Source organism: Nostoc sp., assembly GCF_054880495.1.
In genome coordinates, this window is record NZ_JBTYKD010000164.1 from 1 (window position 1) to 19,420 (window position 19,420).

The 19,420-nt window shown below is 39.7% G+C and carries 14 protein-coding genes; 8 read left to right on the plus strand and 6 right to left on the minus strand.

The annotated features are described in order from the left end of the window. Positions 1 to 73 (minus strand): bifunctional adenosylcobinamide kinase/adenosylcobinamide-phosphate guanylyltransferase (locus ACYTXL_RS16155; protein ID WP_461925636.1); only part of this gene is annotated, 73 nt, incomplete at its 3' end. 193 nt (positions 74 to 266) lie between these two features. Here ACYTXL_RS16155 and ACYTXL_RS16160 point away from each other — a divergent pair. From ACYTXL_RS16160 to ACYTXL_RS16180, 5 genes are all read left to right on the plus strand, one after another. Beyond that, positions 267 to 1,094 (plus strand): hypothetical protein, encoded by an 828-nt coding sequence (locus ACYTXL_RS16160; protein ID WP_461925623.1) that lies wholly within the window; start codon positions 267 to 269, stop codon positions 1,092 to 1,094. Positions 1,095 to 1,315: 221 nt separating this feature from the next. Continuing rightward, positions 1,316 to 2,248, plus strand: coding sequence for a glycosyltransferase family 2 protein (locus tag ACYTXL_RS16165; protein ID WP_461925624.1), 933 nt, complete (start codon positions 1,316 to 1,318; stop codon positions 2,246 to 2,248). A 23-nt stretch (positions 2,249 to 2,271) separates the two neighbouring features. Then, positions 2,272 to 3,228 carry a glycosyltransferase family 2 protein gene (locus tag ACYTXL_RS16170; protein WP_461925625.1) on the plus strand — a complete coding sequence of 319 codons (957 nt, stop codon included), beginning with the start codon at positions 2,272 to 2,274 and terminating at the stop codon, positions 3,226 to 3,228. Positions 3,229 to 3,284: 56 nt separating this feature from the next. After that, positions 3,285 to 3,866 (plus strand): hormogonium polysaccharide biosynthesis acetyltransferase HpsU, encoded by a 582-nt coding sequence (gene hpsU, locus ACYTXL_RS16175; protein WP_461925626.1) that lies wholly within the window; start codon positions 3,285 to 3,287, stop codon positions 3,864 to 3,866. A gap of 120 nt (positions 3,867 to 3,986) precedes the next feature. Continuing rightward, positions 3,987 to 4,475: a hypothetical protein gene (locus ACYTXL_RS16180; protein WP_461925627.1), complete on the plus strand. Its 489-nt coding sequence runs from the start codon at positions 3,987 to 3,989 to the stop codon at positions 4,473 to 4,475. Between the two features lie 50 nt (positions 4,476 to 4,525). On the opposite strand, the gene ACYTXL_RS16185 is transcribed toward ACYTXL_RS16180, so the two are convergent. Both ACYTXL_RS16185 and ACYTXL_RS16190 read right to left on the minus strand, forming a co-directional pair. Then, positions 4,526 to 4,924, minus strand: coding sequence for a nuclear transport factor 2 family protein (locus ACYTXL_RS16185; RefSeq protein ID WP_461925628.1), 399 nt, complete (start codon positions 4,922 to 4,924; stop codon positions 4,526 to 4,528). Positions 4,925 to 5,091: 167 nt separating this feature from the next. Next, positions 5,092 to 6,099, minus strand: a complete 1,008-nt coding sequence (locus ACYTXL_RS16190; RefSeq protein WP_461925629.1) for a zinc-binding dehydrogenase — start codon at positions 6,097 to 6,099, stop codon at positions 5,092 to 5,094. A gap of 699 nt (positions 6,100 to 6,798) precedes the next feature. Here ACYTXL_RS16190 and ACYTXL_RS16195 point away from each other — a divergent pair. Beyond that, complete coding sequence (locus ACYTXL_RS16195) at positions 6,799 to 8,157, plus strand: aromatic ring-hydroxylating dioxygenase subunit alpha (RefSeq protein WP_461925630.1); 1,359 nt, start codon at positions 6,799 to 6,801, stop codon at positions 8,155 to 8,157. A gap of 561 nt (positions 8,158 to 8,718) precedes the next feature. Here the strand turns inward: ACYTXL_RS16195 and cbiE are convergent. Genes cbiE through ACYTXL_RS16210 form a run of 3 tightly spaced genes read right to left on the minus strand, consistent with a single transcriptional unit; the run spans position 8,719 to position 14,816 of the window. Beyond that, positions 8,719 to 9,945 carry a precorrin-6y C5,15-methyltransferase (decarboxylating) subunit CbiE gene (cbiE, locus tag ACYTXL_RS16200; RefSeq protein WP_461925631.1) on the minus strand — a complete coding sequence of 409 codons (1,227 nt, stop codon included), beginning with the start codon at positions 9,943 to 9,945 and terminating at the stop codon, positions 8,719 to 8,721. 53 nt (positions 9,946 to 9,998) lie between these two features. After that, positions 9,999 to 13,436 (minus strand): WD40 domain-containing protein, encoded by a 3,438-nt coding sequence (locus tag ACYTXL_RS16205; protein ID WP_461925632.1) that lies wholly within the window; start codon positions 13,434 to 13,436, stop codon positions 9,999 to 10,001. 45 nt (positions 13,437 to 13,481) lie between these two features. Next, the gene (locus tag ACYTXL_RS16210) at positions 13,482 to 14,816 is read right to left on the minus strand and encodes an AAA-like domain-containing protein (protein WP_461925633.1); all 1,335 of its coding nucleotides are present in this window, start codon (positions 14,814 to 14,816) and stop codon (positions 13,482 to 13,484) included. 945 nt (positions 14,817 to 15,761) lie between these two features. On the opposite strand from ACYTXL_RS16210, the gene ACYTXL_RS16215 reads away from it, so the two are divergent. Both ACYTXL_RS16215 and ACYTXL_RS16220 read left to right on the plus strand, forming a co-directional pair. Beyond that, entirely contained in the window at positions 15,762 to 16,307 is a 546-nt protein-coding gene (locus ACYTXL_RS16215; protein WP_461925634.1) for a COP23 domain-containing protein, read from the plus strand. Positions 16,308 to 16,518: 211 nt separating this feature from the next. Continuing rightward, the coding region (locus ACYTXL_RS16220; RefSeq protein ID WP_461925635.1) for a tetratricopeptide repeat protein at positions 16,519 to 19,420 on the plus strand (2,902 nt) is incomplete at its 3' end.

The window sequence follows — 19,420 nt, forward strand, 5'->3', positions numbered from 1 at the left end:
GCATAGCCAGAGTTTCCGCCCATTCACTTTTACCAGATCGTGCTGGTCCTGTTACTAAGATGATTTTACCCAAAGTTCTTTTCTGACTATTTTAACAATATCCCTATGGTTGCAATTTCTCACCGCACTTTTTTACTTCATCGGTGAGATTTTTGGTTTTAAATAACTTTTAAGGTATAAAATTAGCACCAGCATCATTGATGCCCCAACAACCCCATTCTTAATTATTTAATACTACTGGGGACAGCAAACTTTAGGATGTCTTTATGAACGCAGCTTTAAAACGCATAGAAGCAACTCTACACGATTTAGGGAATCGCGGCACTGCCTCTGCCGCCGAAACAGGTGATTCGACCACAAAACGGCCTTTCTCTTTTAGAATCAGCGTCGGAGCTAACGAACCCACGGAAAGTACACAAACTGCATCTTCCCAGGATGGGGAACTGAATACACAAGGACAAACAGTTAACTTGGGCGTAAATACTGAGAGTGATTATCCTCCTGAACAAAATTTCTTTCCTCACCATGACTCTGTGCAGACCTTTCAAGCAGAAGACAATGGTAGCAAAATACCCAGCCTACCCAAGTTGAAAACTCCGAGTTTTAGTAGCCATCGCCACGGTGCCAATCCAGCATTGGCGATGAATCTATTGCAAGAAATTCAGGAAACTGTCGCCGGATGGCAAACAGAATTACAAAATATTTTGAAGCAAATTCAGGATATTTATTTAGAAGGACCAATTGTTAATGGTTGGTTAGAATCCAATTCCCAGGAATCAGAAGCGGGAGGAACCGCAACACTGCGCCATGCAGAAGTTGACCGCCTGATGAACTACGTAGAAGAAATTTGCGCGACTGGTGGAAAAGTATCTTATGAATCATCTGTTACTGGCTATCGCCTCTGTGGTGTAGACGATGCTGGTAAAGTCTGGTCGCGCCCATGTCCATCAGATCAGGTTCCCAATGTTAGTATGGCGATCGCTCGTTACCAAAAGTTACGTCAACTGTTGGGGCGCAAACAATCTTTGGAAACCCGTCTGAGTCAACTAGCCCAAACTCTCGTCGTTTTACACGGACATATTCAACAAACGTGAAGTTTTAAAAGACATCTCCGAAAAAACTCGGTTGGTGGGTCAGTAACTTTTAGTTTAGATTAACTCTCAGCAGCTGTGCGTTGGATTTAAGATTTTAATCTCAAATCGTTCGACTGAGCGTAGCCGTACTCCTTCTCTAGGAGACGCTCCGCGAACGGAGAAGCAAGCTACGCGTAGCGTTCTGCAGGAAAGTCCCAAATCTAAAGTCCAAAATTAAATCTATGCCAGACACCCAAATCTCTGCCATTATCTGTACCCACAATCGAGATACCTATTTAGGGGCTGCAATTGATAGTCTTTTAGCGCAGAATTTTGCTGCTGACTTTGAAGTTGTGGTAGTTGATAATGGGTCTAGCGATCGCACTCGTGAGGTTGTAGAACTAAGAACCCACAATAATCCGCGCCTGAAGTATGTCTTTGAACCCACTATTGGTTTATCTGTCGCCCGTAACACGGGTGCAAAAGTAGCTAGTAGTGATATCCTTGCTTATTTGGATGACGATGCCGTAGCCTGCGATCGCTGGCTAGAAGTTTTATATTTTGCCTACAATAATTCTAAGCTAGCGATCGCAGGTGGCAAAGTCACTCTCATCTGGCCCTCAGGAATCCAACAACCACGGTGGCTATCTCCGGGCCTAGCTGCAAATCTGGGTGCATACGACTTGGGTGACACTACCATCTACATTGAGCAACCTGGCTCAACCCCCAGAGGCTTAAATTACTCCATCCGCCGCAGTTTCCTAGAAGAAATTGGCGGTTTTGATCCTCATCTCGGTCGAGTGGGGAAAAATCTATTATCAAATGAAGAACTGCAAATGACCGAATTTGCCCTAGAGCGTGGTTGGCAAGTCGCTTATCTTCCCGAAGCACTAGTTGCTCACAATATTGCTCCAGAGCGCCTTCAACGCTCCTGGTTTTTAAATCGAGGCTGGTGGCAGGGTATCAGTGAGTGCTATCGAGAACAACTCAGTGGTAAAGCCGGTATCGCTCAATTGCAGCGAGGTAGCGAACGGTTTGTGCGCGGCTTGTATAAGGCATTGCAATATTTTTCTGATCCAGCAGAACGGTTTGACAAACTTGTTTATGCTTACGGTCAGATTGGTTATTTAAATGCTGCTATTCAAGGTCTTTTATCCACATCAAATAAGAAATAACCAATAACATAATTTATACTCATATGTCATCTAAAATACCAGTTTCAGTACTAATTCCGGCAAAAAACGAACAACTAAACTTGCCTGCCTGCCTAGCTAGCCTCACCAGAGCAGATGAAATATTTGTAGTAGATTCTCAAAGTACCGATAACAGCATTGAAATTGCTAAAAGTCACGGTGTAAATGTCGTGCAATTCAACTTCAATGGACGCTGGCCCAAAAAGAAAAATTGGTCTTTAGATAATCTAGCTTTTCGCAACGAATGGGTGCTAATTGTAGATTGCGATGAGCGCATACCCCCCGAACTTTGGGAAGAAATTGACCAGGTAATTCAAAACAAGGAATATACAGGTTATTATCTCAACCGCCGCGTATTTTTCTTAGGAAAATGGATTCGCTATGGTGGGAAATATCCCGATTGGAATTTACGTTTATTTCAACATAAAAATGGTCGCTACGAAAATTTACATACAGAAGATATTCTCAATACTGGTGATAACGAAGTTCACGAACATGTGATTTTGCAGGGGAAAGTTGGGTATCTCAAAAATGATATGCTCCACGAAGACTTCCGCGACCTTTATCACTGGTTAGAACGACACAACCGCTATTCCAACTGGGAAGCTAGTGTTTATTTTAATATTCTCGCAGGTAAAGATGATAGCGGTACCATCAGTGCCAATCTATTTGGTGATGCCGTGCAACGCAAGCGCTTTTTGAAAAAAGTGTGGGTACGCCTGCCATTTAAACCCATTTTACGGTTTGTTTTGTTTTATATTATTCAACGCGGTTTTTTGGATGGCAAAGCAGGATATATTTATGCATGCTTGCTGAGTCAATATGAATATCAAATTGGCGTTAAACTTTACGAATTACGCAACTGTGGTGGTCACTTAAATACTGCAACTACACCGAAAGAAGGAGATGAGGAGGAGGGGAGCAGAGGAACAGAGGAAAAGCTATTGACTATTGACTCCTAAATCCTATACAGACGCGATTAATCGCGTTTCTACAAATGACAAATGACAAATGACAAATGACAAATGACCAACCTTTCGTAGATTTACGTAAATATGACCAATCTTGGTTTGACCGGGGGCGTGCAAGTTGGTATATTTTATTATGGTGGTTTGTACAAGCGATCGCCTTTCCTCTCACTCCTCAACCGTTAAATATTCTGCGTTGTGCTTTGCTACGATTATTTGGCGCTCGTATCGGCAAAGGCGTATTAATTCGACCCACCGCCCGCTTCACCTACCCTTGGAAAGTCACCATTGGGAACTACAGTTGGATTGGAGATAACGTAGTTTTATACAGCCTCGATCAGATCACCATCGGTGAACACTGCGTAATTTCCCAAAAAAGTTACTTATGTACTGGTAGTCATGATCTCCAAGACCCGGCCTTTGGGTTGAAAACAGCGAGTATCACCATTGACAATGGTGCATGGGTAGCGGCAGATTGTTTTATTGGGCCGGGAGTGCAAATCGGGGCTAATGCTGTGATTGGCGCTCGTAGTAGTGTTTTTACTAATATGCCCTCTGGGAAAGTTTGTTGGGGAAGCCCCTGTCGTCCCAAGACAGTTCGGATAAAACTTGATCCCCCCATAAACCCATAATTTTATAAATAAACATAAGTAGGTAAGCGGGAATAAAAGTGCGATCGCCACAATCTTATAACCAAGACGGTGAGTAGCAATGGTAATATGTTTTCATGGCTGCTCTAATCCTTGCTATTGATGAACAAACTATTGGATGAAACGCTGTCAATCAAAATTGCTGAAAGCATAAACAGCAGAGCTAGCACTCCGTTTGATAATGCTTACAAAGCAGCATTGTCAACTGAGGGAGCAAGATATATTCAGGGATTTTTAGCTTTTCCTGGAAAGCCATACAGACCGGTTGAACACAGTTGGATCGAGCTAGACGATACCTCAGACAATGGCTCTATTGTACGCATTATCGATCCCACATTACCGCACCTGAACAAAAATCCCCAAGAACTCTGGTATTTTGCAGCACAAAGGCTGACCGTTAAAAAACTGAAAGCCATCATTGAAGAATCGAAAGAAGATTATCCAGAAGATGACCCATTACCAATTTATGATGATCCACCTTATGAATATTACGGTGATGTCATGTTAGGTGGTCAAGACTATTTAACAGCATATCAAGCCGCAGAGGCTAAGTGCAGAGAAATCAACGAACTCAACCCTGAGAGAAACTAACAAAACAGTATTAAATAATTCGTAATTTGTAATTCGTAATTACAAATTATTTAATACGATTTACCGTCGCTGCCAAAATATTCCCTATAGCCACAAATTTTGTCTCCACGCACATCAAAAGAAACTGCTACCCGATTTTTGTAAAGCTGTCCTAACAAAACTCCCTCATCTCGAAACTCAAAAACAGCCGTTGTTTCATTACTGGTAACACGGTCTAAACCAGTCAGGTTCAAACCCGGATTAAAGGATTCAAAAACGTAGTCGAAAAATTCTCTAGTTCGCTCTTTTCCCACATTTAAACCGTGGAATTTTCCCATTGGAAACCAAAGGGTAAAATCTTCTGTAAGCATATCTAAGAATGGTTCCCAATTTCCTGTTGCTAGACCATGCGTAAAATGATCAAATGCTTGTTGAGCAACTTTTAAAGTATTTTCTGAATCTTGTGTCATTCTCACCTCAACCGGATATAGCAGTCTGCTTTGATTTTTGAAATTATTTGCGTAGACAGGGAGTAGGCTTGCCGTGAGCGTAGGCGAATGGGAAGAAGCCTTTTCGGGGTGTACTGATTTTTTTCAAAAATCAAATACAACTCCTGTACAAACTAATACCGTGTTACTTAAAACCTCACCACCACTTTCCCACAATTCTGACCACTGAGAAGATATTCTACAGCATCAGGTATTGATTCTATGCCTTGAAACTGTGTTGAGTCAACGGCAACTTTAAGTTTGTCTGTGTAGAACAGGTTTAAAAGGCGATCGCGTGCCTCTGGTATATATTCTTTATAATGAGGCATGAGAAAGCCTCTCACAGAAGCAGATTTCCAAAATAGCTGCTGATAGATGCGTGATTGGGTAATTTGCTCGACATTATTTGCGTATTCGGAGATAAAACCAACGACTACTAAGCGTCCCCGCACTGCTAAGTTTTCAACGCAAGTATCGAATACGGCTTTACCTACACACTCAAAAACGAGATTAATCCCATTGGGATATTCTTGCTTGAGGATTTGATTGAGATTTTCTGTGCGATAGTTGATAATGCGATCGCACCCTAATTCTCTCAGTAACTTTGCCTTCGCCTCAGAACTACAAGTACCAATGACATGATTACCAGCTAACTTTGCCAATTGCACCGCAATATGACCAGTTCCCCCTGCTGCTGCTGTCACTAAAACCACTTCATTACTTCGCATCTCTCCCACTTGTTCCAATGCCACCAAAGCTGATATAGCTGTAGGTATTAGTGTTAGCAATTCTGGCGTTGCTTCCTGCACCTTCACGGCTAAGTTTGCATCGATAACCTGATATTCTCGATAACCGCCACCACGCAATGTAGTTATGACAGCATCATCTATTTGAAAATCTTTAACATTTTCAGCGATAGCGACAACTTTTCCCACAGCTTCCACACCTAGATCAAAGGGAGGAATTGAGTTAATATATGGAACATTACCACGACAAAGTAAGGTGTCAAAGCCACCATTAACGCCAGCAAATTTGTTTTGAATTAAAAGTTGACTATCAGTAGGTTGTGAAATAGGAATCTCGACAACTTCAACGGCAGATTTAAAATCTGGATTCAGTTGCTTTGCTATTAATTTTCTGTAGGTTGTTGCTTTCATTTCCAAATCTTAGGTTTCCCTGACTACTCAAATAAATTATTTTTTTAAGTATAGCTTTTAGCTTTTTTGATATTACCAGGTGCCGAAGGTGGGTTAGAAATTAATATTTCCGGTTGTAAGATATTGTAATCTTAGATGATGTTTGAAAAGTATTGGGCGAATAGAATTCGCTACTACACAAGCAAAGTCCACCTCCGTGGACTAATACAAAATCAAGGTTTTTAACCCACGCAGGTGGGTTTTGTCTGTGTAGCCGCGACTTCCAGTCGCCAGGGCTAGTAGGAATTGTGACTTTTGAAACATCCTATTAGATGTCAAGCCATGGTAATATAATATATTTTATGATTAAGTTATATTAATTTTTATATCTAAATTCAGTACTTTTTACATTCACTAAACAATGTTAACTAGGTGAGTGCAATTATTAAGTATAAAGTACACTCGATTGTTTATGAACACTTCAGAGCGTTCAGCATAAGAACTATAGCACTGACTATAAACTTTCATTTATTTATACCTGCCTATTTAATCAGAGTTAGAGGTGAATATGCTTGAGATAAGCCTTTTTCTCTCCCCCTACCTGCCTCAATAGATAACTTTCCTTAACTGAACCTGAAGCGTATTGAGTTATAGATAAGCCACCCAGCTAAAAAAGCAGTTGTTATAGTATTTTAAAAACCATAAAAAGAACGAAAATATATGACAATTACTCCTGATAAACCAGAGATAGAACAACCTTTTGTCACTTTCCCGATACCAGAAATTAGCCAAGAGTTTAACTGGAAAAACTGCTGGTATCCTATAACCTTCCGGCAAGATTTAGCGAAAGACCGCCCTCACAGCTTTTCCCTCTATAATGAACCTTTTGTATTATTCATAAATCAAGATGGCAAATTGGGGTGTTTAACAGATCGTTGTCCCCACCGCGCTGCTAAACTCTCGGATGGGCAAATTATCGATGGGAGAATTGAGTGCCTATACCACGGCTGGCAGTTTGCTACTGATGGCAAATGTCTGCACATTCCCCAGTTACCAACAGATGCCAAAATTCCTAGCAATGCTTGCTTGCCATCTTTTAAAGTTGTAGAACGCCAAGGTATAGTCTGGGTCTGGTTTGGCGAACTGAAAGCTGCTGATGAAGAATTGATCCCAACCATAGCGGAATTGGACAAGCCGGAATGTATCTGCCTAGATTATGTAGCAGATATTCCTTATGACCAAAGCTATTTTATTGAAAATGCCGTAGATCCAGCTCACGTTTCGATCAGCCACGATCGCACTGAAATTAATGCTAAACGAGAAAACGCCCAACCGCTAGAAATGGAAATAATCGAGAGTTCCGCAAAAGGAATTCGAGGCAGATATCGCAGAACGCGGACACCGAATGCAAACTGGTCTAATATAGATTTCGTCGCCCCTAATTTAGTGATATATGCATTTGGCAGCCAAGCAAATAGTTTTTATTCTGGAAATGCTGTATATGCAATTCCTCTAGGCAGGGGAAAGTGCCGCGTTCTGATCAGAAAATATTGGCGATCTTTAACATGGTCTGAAAAACTTAACCCTCGCTGGTTCAAACATTTACATCAAAATAAAATATTAGATGAAGATTCGGTATTTCTTGTTGGACTACAGACAGAAATTGAGCGATTAGCACAAAATCTCAAAGAAGTATATTTGCCGCTCAAGACTAGTGACACATTTGTGTTGGAGTACCGTAAGTGGCTGGATAAATTTGGGGCATCTTTGCCGTTTTATCGTGGCTATTCTACATCAAAGCAGGCTGAAAATCATGGCGAGTATAACCAAAAGCCAATGACGCTAGACCGACTTACGGGACACACACTGATCTGTAGTTCTTGTAATCGAGCCTATCAAGTTATAAATAATCTGAAACAGGGGTTAGTTGGTGTGGCGATCGCAATGGCACTTTTAGCTATAGTTACAGATGGGTCAAGTCAGATCGGTACAGTTTTTGCTTCTCTATTAGCAGTAGCTTTGGCAGTGATGACTGAGAAACTCAAAACCAAGTTTGAACATATTTATACGCGGCAATAATTTGCTCATTAGACCTCTTGCATACAGCAGTTTTCATATATTTGAACCACATCTGTCGTAGGGGCACAGAAAAAGCTCATGCGTGTCAACTTCAGAAAAAATCTGCTTTGAGAAGGCGTTTTGCCCTCATCCCCTAACCCCGAATCCCAAGTTGGGATTCGGGGAACTAGAGAATTTGCTCCCCTCTCCCAAAATTGGGAGAGGGGCTGTTCTTGTGAGGGTGAAACCTCGAAAGCATGCCTTGCCTAACTTCTCTAACTTCTACCTTAAGTTGACACCAATGAGCATTGCTGTGCCCCTACCGCGTGGTCTATTTACCTGAAAATAGCTGTAAATCAAAAATAAGAACCCTACCCCGCCAAAGCTACGCTTTGTCTCCCCTAAGAGCCTGCGGGGAGGGGCTGGGGGTGGGGTGGGTTGCAAGAGGTCTATTGCACTCAACCCAGAAGCGCTATAGTCTTTACTACTCAGAACTTACGTAAAAAAGTTCCGAAGTAGCGGTAATTCATGAATTACCACTACGACAAATCAGGTTTTTGAGAGAATTTTGCGTAAGTCCTACTACTCTTTAAATTTTTCAGACTTCACAACTACCCATTGCGTCACAGGCGTCATTGCTCGCCAGCCCAAAAATTTACCAATAGGTTCCGCCCGTTGGATGGCAATACGAGTTAAATCACCACCGACTCGTTCATGCCATTGAAATAAGGTTTGCTCACCCTCTACCGTCACCACATTTGCCACCAAACGCCCACCCGATCGCAATGCTTCCCAGCAGACATCAAAAAGTCCCGTTGCTGTCACCCCACCACCAATAAAAATCGCATCTGGTGCTGGCAAGTCTTTCAGAGCGTGGGGCGCTTTACCTTCAATGATTTGCAGATTTGGAGTACCGAGAGTGGCGGCATTATCAGCAATATATAGTAGTCTAGAAGAATTTTGTTCGATCGCGATCGCCCGACAACGAGCATGACTCCGCATCCATTCAATAGAAATTGAGCCGCAACCCGCGCCAACATCCCACAATAATTCTCCCGGTGTGGGTGCCAAAGCTGCCAAGGTGATTGCCCTAACTTCACGCTTCGTTAACTGTCCATCATGGTGGTAGGCGTTATCTGGTAATCCTGGTAACTTTGGTAAAGGGACAACCCCAGCATCAGGAATACAATAAACTGCGATCGCATTCAAAGCAGCAACTTCAGTTTCACTCCAGGATGCAGCCGTACCTGACACAATTCTTTCCTGAGTGCCGCCCATACGCTCTAAGACGGTGATTTTACTGCCACCATAGCCGCGATTTGTCAAAATTTCGGCAACAATGGCGGGTGTGTCCTTCCCCTGGCTCAAAATCAACAGCTGCGCTTTTGGATAGATGTAAGAGTGGAGTAGGGAGGATGGACGACCATTTAAACTCAACGTTTCCACCTCAGTTAAAGACCATCCCACCCTGGCACAGGCGAGGCTGAAGGCTGAAGGTGCAGGGATAATCGTCATTTCGCAGACTGGAATTCGCTGCATCAAGGTAACACCAATGCCGTAACACATCGGATCGCCGCTTGCGAGTACGCAAATCGACTGATCCCGACGCTGGATGATTTCCTCAACTGAAACACTAATCGGAGATGCCCAGACTAGTTTCTCACGTTGGTCATCTGTAGGGAGCATTGCTAAATGGCGATCGCCTCCTACAATTACTTTAGCTTGATCGACTAGAGAACGAGCGATCGCGCTTAATCCCTGCAATCCATCTTCCCCAATGCCGACAATAGAAAGCCATTTCTCTGTCATGCTAATTTATGATTAATTATTATTTCATAATTCAAACTTGACGATTCCGTTAATTATGGGCACAAACTATTTCGAGCTTCAGGATGAGTTACAAAATAGTCTTGGAGCCATTGACATCCCTGTGCTAGTAAATCATCTAACTGCAAACTCCATAAAATTACCTTACCATCCTTACTAGCAGAGGCAAGAGTTTTTCCATCGGGGCTAAAACCGATACTGGTTACTGAACCTTTATGTCCAATCAATGTAGTAATGGGAACTCCATCTTTTTTCCAAAGTTTGATAGTTTTATCTGTGCTTCCAGAAGCTATAATTTCTCCATCGGGACTGAAACTGACACTATTTACTGAATCATTATGTCCAGTCAGGGTAGTAATTAAAGTCCCATCTTTTTTCCAAAGTTTGATAGTTTGATCTGTACTTCCTGAAGCTATAATTTTGTCGTCAGGACTAAAAATGATACTATTAATACCCTTTCTATGTCCAGTTAGAGTAGTAATTAAAGTTCCATCTAAGTGCCAAAGTTTGATAGTTTTATCCTCGCCATCGCCACCAGAAGCAATAATTCTACCATCGTGGCTAAAACTGACACTTGTTACCCAATTTTTATGTTCACCGAAGGTTTTAATTAAAGTTCCGTCCGACTTCAAAAGTTTAATAGATCCTTTGTCAGTACCAAAAGCAATCATTTCTTGATTAGGACTGTAACTAAGACTTGCTACCCCTTTGTACTCAGTCAGAAGATGAATTAGAGTACCATTCTGCTGCCAAATTTTAGCAATTACTTCATCAGTTACAACGGCAATAGTTCTACTATCGGGGCTAAAACTGATACTATTTACCCAACCTTGATCTCCTGGGAGGTTAGCAATGAAAGTTCCATTTCGCTGCCATAGTTTCACAATACCATCGTCACCGCCAGAAGCAATTATTTTATTATCAGGGCTAAAATTGAGGCTGGTTATCCCGCGTTTATGCCCAGTTAATGTAGTCATCATATCTGCGTTCAACTTCCATAGTTTCACAATTCCGTCGTTACTACCAGAAGCAATGATTTTGTCATCAGGGCTAAAACTCACATTAGCGACTGAATCGCCATGTCCAACTAGGTTATTAATTAGAGTACCATCTAGTTGCCAGATTTTTACAGTTTGGTCACTACTACCAGAAGCGATTATTTTACCATTACGGCTGAAACTGAGAGTATTTATCCTACCTGTATGCCCCTCGAAAGTTCTAATTAAAGTACCATCAAGTTTCCAAAGTTTAATAGTTTTATCATCACTACCAGAAGCAATTTTTTCTCCATCAGGACTAAAAATAATGCTTGTCACCCAACCATTATGCCCATCAATAGTTGCGATGAAAGTACCATCGCTTTTCCATAGTTCAATCTTTCCTTTTTCATTCCCAACAGCAAGAATTTCACCATTATGGCTGATAGTAGCGCTGGTGATTTCATTACTTTTGAGTGAGATAGTTTTAATAAAACTACCATCTATCTGCCAGAATTTTACAGTGCCATCTTTGCTGATAGAGACGATAGTTTTATCAGAAATAAAAGTAGCACTAACTACCAAACTTTGATGTCCAAACAGGGTTTTAATGAAAGTACCATTTTGCCGCCAAAGTTCAATAGTTCCGTCTTGGCTAGCCGAAGCAATAATTTTGCCATTAGGACTAAAACTAATACTTTTTAGCTGATTTTTATGACCAGAAAGAGTAGCGATCGCAGTTCCATTCTGATTCCACAATTTAACACTACCATCATTACCACCAGAAGTAATGATTTTGCCATCAGGACTAAAAGCTAGATTATTGACTGTTGTTTGTCCACTATCAAATTGATTATATTCATGAATGTTCACGAGAATATTTAGTAAAGCCGACAAGGGACTAATTGTTTGATATTCTCCCAAAGAAGACTGATTTTTTACCAGATGTTTTAAATCTTCTCCAGCCTTCATAGCTAAAAGTAAAGCTTCAAGTTGTTTAGATTGAAATTGCTGTGCAGCGTTATAGCCAACTTGTGTAACTCTTGTAGCTTCTTTGGCTGTTTGCAATTGATTTTGTCCCACAATCACACTTATTAATATGAGGATAATTGCGATAGTTCCTCCAATCCAAACTATGTATTTTGCTTTTTTATTTGCATCAGCTAACTTTCGCTTAACGGTTAGATTAGCTTTAATTAATTTTTGAGTAGCTTCTGCTAATTTCTGATTTACCTCAATTTGTAATTCTGTAGCAACTTTCTGACTTTCTTGTAAAAACTCATAATCTAAATTACTTAAACTTTTACCAACCGCCCAGGCTAGCGCTTCATCTAAGGCTTTACCTTGCAATAGCCCGGATGGTTCATGTTGGGAATTTAACCAGTTATTAATTGCTGCACTATAGGGACGGAGTTTGTCTAATTCTTGTTTGAGCCAACTTCGATTAAAAACGGCTTGATAGATAGAATTATATACTTTTAAATAACCGTCTTTTTTAACTACTAAACCTGAGAGTCTTAATTCTGTTTGCTCTTGACTGCCATCTATCAAAACTCCCTTGCTTGAGTGTAAAACTTGGTGATATAATCCTAGTAATCTGGCAGCTTTTTGCTCATTTCGGAGAATGCGATCGCGGATTGTTCGTAAATGCTCTGGTTCATCTTGTGATTCCCAATTTTTGATGATATAATTATCAACTAATTCATTAACACTACCATAGCTATTTTCTGTTTCTTGTACAATTAAACTGCATAACTTCTGAGTAAGAAAAGGTTGTCCAGCAGTCCAATCTAACACATCTTGTAACACTGCTTCTGGATGTTCTACCCTACTTTCTAACCCTGGAATTAAAGCATCTTTTGCTTCTGCAAAGCTAAACCCAGTTAATTCTATTGAACTACCAATATTAAACGGCGTGCGTTCTCTTTCTTGAATTAAATCTCCTGGTGTCGCTACCCCAAGCAAACAAAAAGTTAGACGTTCATATTTTGGAGATTCAGCCCGGAGATTATAACAAGCGCGAATTAAAGCAAAAAAATCATCTTTAAATTTACTTTTGATTAAACTATCAATTTCATCGATAAAAATGATAATATTAGAGGTAAATTTATTCAGTAATAATGACTCTAAAAGTAAGTTTAATCTCTGTACCTCCGTCCAAGAGTCATGCTGTAACCACCAGCTATTAAAATCTATATCATCTATTTCAAAACTAGATAACAACTGATTAGCAAAACCTTTGTACCATTTTTCTGGGCTGGTGTGACTACCAAGAATAGTTAAATCAATAGAAGCACATTTGATTCCTACTGCTCTAAGTTTTTTGATTGTTTGAACTCGCAAACTAGATTTACCCATCTGACGTGAGTTAAACACAAAACAATACTCCCCAGCTTTCAGCAGTTCAAAGATTTGTGCATCTGCTTTTCTGACTACATAGGTGCGATGATTAGCATTTAAACTACCACCGACTTTATAATAGTTACTAAATCCCATTTTCCCTCTGCGCCCTTGTCGTATTGGCAGTTCGTTTAGATTTAATTACAAGCGATGCCTGCGGCGGGCTACGCCTACGCCAAAATATTCATGATACAATCTACAGCGTGGCATTACAAAATTATTGCTAAATTTAATCATTCCCATACTATCTAATTGATAAATTTGCCGATTTTTTCGCTCTACTTTAATTCCTTGAATATTAGTCACTATTTCTTTAAATACTCTTGCTAATTCTTGATTTTCTTGGAGAGTCTCTAAATGTCGGCGTAAGTGTTCAGTATAAATCCCTTTATCTGTAGTAGCCTCTTGCAGCAATTCTCCAATAGTTGCATCCTGACATACCAAATAATAAAGTGCTAACCGCACCAAATAAGGATGTCCCCCCACTAAAGACATAATCGGAAGAATATTTTTACTATCTAATCCATGTCGGATAGCTAAACTCTTCACTTGTTCTTCAGTAAATTCTTCCAATTTAACTGGTAAACCGATATTAAAAGGAGATTGATTAATATCTAAGCGACCATAATCTTCTGTAGAATGTGCTACTAGTATTCGCAATTTCTCCCATGTTTCTGACTCATTAGCATTTTCATTCCAATTACGTAACATCGGAAAAAAGTTTTCATAAATTTCTGGAAATTCAAATAATTTATCTACTTCATCTAAAGCTAAAACTAAAACCCCATCTAATTGTTTTAGCAATCTGTAAAATGTTAAAGTGCAGTTCACCATACTGGGAGTGTCTGTATCCCAGACTGTTAACGGAGGTGCTGAAGGTAATTGATTAATCACATAAGCATAAAAACTGCGGAGAAAATCATTAGCGTTAGTAAATTTATTTTTTTCTATTAAACTAAAATTCAAATAAACCGTACTATAACTACTTTTTTTGGCTTCAGCCATAATTCTCTTCAGCAGCGAAGTTTTACCCATCTGCTTAGGTGCTTTAATCCGAATTAGTGCGCCAGGTTCTTTAATAGCAGTATAACAACAAGATTCAGTAGGAGAACGTTCTTGATAAAAAGCAGAATTTAGTGGTTCCAGACCTTCTGGGAAGCGAATATTCTGGATGATAAGCCCACATTTTTCTAAAGCTTTAACACTAACTAACTCTGGCTTATATTTGGCAAACATTTCAATCAGATTACAACGATAATCTGGTTCAGTTTCAGGAGGAAAACCAAATTTAGTAGATATATTTCTGAGTTGATGACTAGCTGTAGAACGATGCGTAGCGCCAAGTTCTCTGGCTATGTGTTCATCCGTTTGTCCAGCTAAAAATAAAGGCAATACTTTCTTTTGTTTCGGCGTTAATTCATTCTGATATATATTTTCAAACTTTTCTTGATTGATCAGCATTTTTATCGTTATCATTCGTCTATTTTAACTACAGTAGTAAATCATAATTAGTGTGAAATGGCACTTACTTAGAGGATGTTTTAAAAGTCATGATTGATGTATCAAATATTTCTTTACCCCACCCTAACCCTCCCCTTATAAAGGGGAGGGAACCGGATTTTCTTGTTTCCCACCTTTATAAGGGGGGATTAAGGGGGGTAATAATTCGATTAAAGTCACAGCTAACTACTTTTAAAACATCCTCTTAAGCTAGATCCATAACCCCAATTTCTTCAAGAAGTCGGGGTTATAGATAGCAACTTTTGCTTAAATAAGTACCATGACACCCAACTTTTGCTACGAATGATACCATTATTTCGCATTTCACCCAAATCAAAGAATATATAAATTCGATAAACATAGTTTTCACTAATAAGTGATGCTTCAAATTAATCAGGAATTTTTTGGTTACTTGACTTTCTGGCACTTCCCAAGATTAGATTGTTTTAGTGGCAATTGTATTTCTGACTTTTCACGGTATCTGAAAAACCTCTCTCTAAATCTCTCTCCTAAAAGGAGAGAGACTTTAAATTTTTACCCTTCCCGATGCGAGAAGGCGTTTAGGAGGTTAGTTTTTTCGTGGGCTTTTCCATAGAACGTGAAAAGTCAGAGTTATATTTCTCCAACTAAAAAAATGGGGATAACAATAAAAGAAGTAGTTGTCATGCAAAAATTCCATATTTAGTTTAGCAAGTCTCAGATAGATACTGAAAATGGTGAAGAAAACTTCACATTAATAGCTGTGCAACTGAAATAGATGAATTTTTTATCAAAGATGCAGTTGTGTGTAAATTTGATTTTAAGATGAATCTTAAGAATCAAATTTGATTTTTATCTGTACTAATTGTACTGGTTGTGAGAAAATATCCAATTCGCAATTATTCCAAAAGCCTTGTTTTTCAGGATTTCAGGAGAAAAATTATGCAACTAAAACCAATCGTTTCTTTACTGACTGGCTGTGCTTTGACTGCTGGTTGTATCACTTCTATACCTAGTCAAGCGAAAGCTGATGATGAGGTTCGTTTTATCTGTGCTTCGGGTTACGACCAAGCAACTAATCTGCGCTTCCCCACTACTTACGCTTGGACAGAACGGGGCAAAATTGCCATTATACGTTGGAAATATGCATGGTTTAATAGTAAGACTGTTACCCCAGAAGAACGGTGTGAACTAGTATCCTCTCGATTCCAGACTGCTTACAACAATCAAAGTCTGGCTTATATCGCCAATGGTACAGTCAATAATCAACCAGTAATTTGCACAGCCAAAAAAGAAGACGCTGCTTGTGATACCACACTGCTAACTCTACGACCTCAAGATGATCCTCTACAGATTCTCGATGACCTCAAAGACATTCTTAGAGGACGTGGTACTAAACCACTAGAGCATAGTTCTAAACAAGAACCAGTCTACTACAAAATTGACATCAAGAAGTTTCTGCAAACAGCCCCCGTTGAGAAGGAATAAGATCAATTTTGGCTAAATAAAACTCTGCCTACCCTCTGCGCCGACCTTTGCGTTCCTCTGCGTTTCAAAATCAACCCTTAATTCACCACGATTTTCTACAAAATACTGAAATTTCGCGTTGCTGATTGAAGGTATGAAAAACTCACGCAGAGAGGCAAAGAAAAATTTATATTCCTATTCAGGAATGCCGGAATTTTATCTAAATACAAAAATGAACCAATTCAATTCGTTGATTCTCGCCATCTTAAGCACTTGCTTCCTACTAACAATCACCGACGCTGCGACATCCCAGCAAGTAGCTAATCAACCTACTTCTGTATTGGCAAATAACTCTCTATCCTCAGAAGGAATTCGTCAACTAGCCCAAGCCATAACCGTCAAAGTATTGAGTAACAGCAAGGGTGGAAGTGGAGTATTAATTAGTAAACAAGGGCAAACTTACACCGTCCTTACCAACGCCCATGTTATCAGCAATAAGGGAAGTTCTAGAATTCAAACACCTGATGAAAAAATATATACAGCTACAGTTATTAGTAAAGGTGATTCTTTAAAAGGTAATGATTTAGCCGTCTTGCAGTTTCAATCCCAAGAAAACTATCAAATTGTACCTTTAGCTACTACCTCAAATGTATCAGAAAATCAAGAAGTATTTGCTGCTGGGTTTCCTGATGATAGCAAAAAATTAGTTATCAGTAATGGCAAAACCTCCCTATTATCTACTCAACCATTAGTTGGGGGTTATCAAATTGGTTATACCAACGAAGTTAGACAAGGAATGAGTGGAGGGGCTTTATTAAATCAATCTGGTGAATTAATCGGGATAAATGGATTAACAAACAATGCCATTTTAACTGATGCTTATGCCTATCAAGATGGTACAAAACCCAGTGCCGCACAACTTCAGCAATTGCGACAACTAAGTTTTGCAGTCCCCATTCAAACTTTAGCAAAAGTTGCACCTAACTTAGCAATTATTCCTCCACAGTGGCGCAATCAGGAACAAGCGACAAAACCAGCAAGTAACACATTTATTGATAAAGTTGATAATATTGCCCAAGAGATTACCGTGCAGATTGACTCCAAAAATAACGGGAATGGTTCAGGAGTAATTATTGCAAAACAAGGACAAACTTACTATGTAGCTACTGCACGTCATGTAGTCAAGAATCCCGACAATTACGAAATTGTTACCCCTGATGGTAAGCGTTACGCAGTGCAGCAAGAGAATATATTTAAACCAGAGGGAATAGATGCAGCTTTGGTTAAATTTACTAGTAATCAAACTTACTCTGTCGCCACAATTTCTAAATATAATCTTTCCTTGGGAGAGCTATCTTCTAAATATAACGGCTCTAATTTTGGCAATATAGAAACATGGGTATTTATATCTGGATTTCCAGGAGAGGATAAAGGTAAGCGAAAACTATCTCCTGGATACCTTTCAGCCGGAGAAAGATTAGTTTTTTATGCGGAAAGTAATCCTTTGTTTCAGGCATTCGTAGAGGGAGGCTATAGACTAGCATATTCCAATTTGTCACTACCTGGAATGAGTGGTGGACCAGTGCTAGATGTTAGTGGACAAGTGATTGGGATTAATGCAGGTATTGAAAATAGAAAAATCAGCCAAACTGAAATAGGTTTTGGATATGGAGTACCCAGTAGTAGCATTTTAAGTTTAGCTACACAAGCAGGGCTGAAGAAGGAATCATTAAAAGTGGTTAGCACTAAGCCACCAAGCATCAAGGATTCAGAAATTGCTTTGTTGGCGAATCATCCATTATTTGCGATCAAAAAACCATCAGCAGATGCTAGTGAAAATGATTTGTTTCAATATGCAAATCAAATGTGGCGCATTAAAAAAATTTCAGAAACAATATCTGTTTTACAAGAAACTGTTAAACGTAAACCAGATTTTTATCAAGCTTATTTGGTTCTTGGTGCAGCACTACGTAAAACTGAAAGTAAAGATCCTGAAAAAGCTTTAGCTGCTCTTGATAAAGCAACTATGCTAAAACCTGATTATTATGAAGCTTGGAAGGAAAAAAGTAGTCTATTATCAGACTTAAAAAAATATGCCTTGGCTTTAGCAGCCATTGACAAAGCTATTGAATCTAATGACGACGATGGGAGCCTTTATTTATCTCGTTGTTTGATATTGTTCAACTTACAACGCTATCCAGAGGCGCTAGCAACAATTGATAAGGCGATTCAGATTCAGCCGTTTTATTTTAACTACTTCATGCGAAGTCTTATACACCTTCAGTCACAAGATTATCAAGGGGCACTATCTGATCTCAATCAAGGGATTAAACTCCAGCCTGACTTTGCTCTTGCTTACGTCTTGCGGGGTAGTAGCCGCTATATGTTGAAAGACGCTCAAGGCGGACTAGCTGATATTAATCAAGCAATTAAACTCGAACCGGATAATCCACAAGTCTACTTAATGCTGGGTGGTTTACGCTATCAGCTTAAAGATTATCAGGGAGCGCTGGCTGATTACAATCAAGTAATTAAATTACAGCCTGATAATATTGATGTCTACTCAGCGCGGGCTGCTGTACGCTATCAGATGAAAAATTATCAGGGAGCGCTTTCAGATTTAAATCAAGCGATTAAACTCCAGCCTAAATTTGCTCTTGCTTACGTCTTGCGGGGTGCTAGCCGCTATATCTTGAAAGATACTCAAGGCGGACTAGCTGATATTAATCAAGCAATTAAACTCGAACCTGATAATCCACAAGCCTACTTAGTGCTGGGCGGTGTCCGTTCTGATTTGAAAGATTATCAGGGAGCGCTGGCTGATTACACCAAAGCCATTGCGATTAATCCTCAGTTAGACCTAGCTTACAACAATCGGGGGGATCTTTACACTAAGCAGAAAAAATGGGATTTAGCACTAGCTGATTATACTAAAGCCATTGCGATTAATTCTCGGTTGGCCCTAGCTTACAACAATCGGGGGGATCTTTACACTAAGCAGAAAAAATGGGATTTAGCTGTTGCTGATTACACCAAAGTCATTGTGATTAATCCTCAGGATGCTCAAGGTTACAAAAATCGGGGAAATGTTTATTATGAGCAGAAAAAATGGGATTTAGCTGTTGCTGATTACA

Coding starts and splice junctions, on each gene's coding strand:
- cbiE (WP_461925631.1), bottom strand. CDS start 9,945: ATGACAGAGAAATGGCTTTCTATTGTCGGCATTGGGGAAGATGGATTG.
- ACYTXL_RS16160 (WP_461925623.1), top strand. CDS start 267: ATGAACGCAGCTTTAAAACGCATAGAAGCAACTCTACACGATTTAGGG.
- ACYTXL_RS16165 (WP_461925624.1), top strand. CDS start 1,316: ATGCCAGACACCCAAATCTCTGCCATTATCTGTACCCACAATCGAGAT.
- hpsU (WP_461925626.1), top strand. CDS start 3,285: ATGACAAATGACCAACCTTTCGTAGATTTACGTAAATATGACCAATCT.
- ACYTXL_RS16185 (WP_461925628.1), bottom strand. CDS start 4,924: ATGACACAAGATTCAGAAAATACTTTAAAAGTTGCTCAACAAGCATTT.
- ACYTXL_RS16215 (WP_461925634.1), top strand. CDS start 15,762: ATGCAACTAAAACCAATCGTTTCTTTACTGACTGGCTGTGCTTTGACT.
- ACYTXL_RS16195 (WP_461925630.1), top strand. CDS start 6,799: ATGACAATTACTCCTGATAAACCAGAGATAGAACAACCTTTTGTCACT.
- ACYTXL_RS16170 (WP_461925625.1), top strand. CDS start 2,272: ATGTCATCTAAAATACCAGTTTCAGTACTAATTCCGGCAAAAAACGAA.
- ACYTXL_RS16210 (WP_461925633.1), bottom strand. CDS start 14,816: ATGATAACGATAAAAATGCTGATCAATCAAGAAAAGTTTGAAAATATA.
- ACYTXL_RS16180 (WP_461925627.1), top strand. CDS start 3,987: ATGAACAAACTATTGGATGAAACGCTGTCAATCAAAATTGCTGAAAGC.
- ACYTXL_RS16205 (WP_461925632.1), bottom strand. CDS start 13,436: ATGGGATTTAGTAACTATTATAAAGTCGGTGGTAGTTTAAATGCTAAT.
- ACYTXL_RS16190 (WP_461925629.1), bottom strand. CDS start 6,099: ATGAAAGCAACAACCTACAGAAAATTAATAGCAAAGCAACTGAATCCA.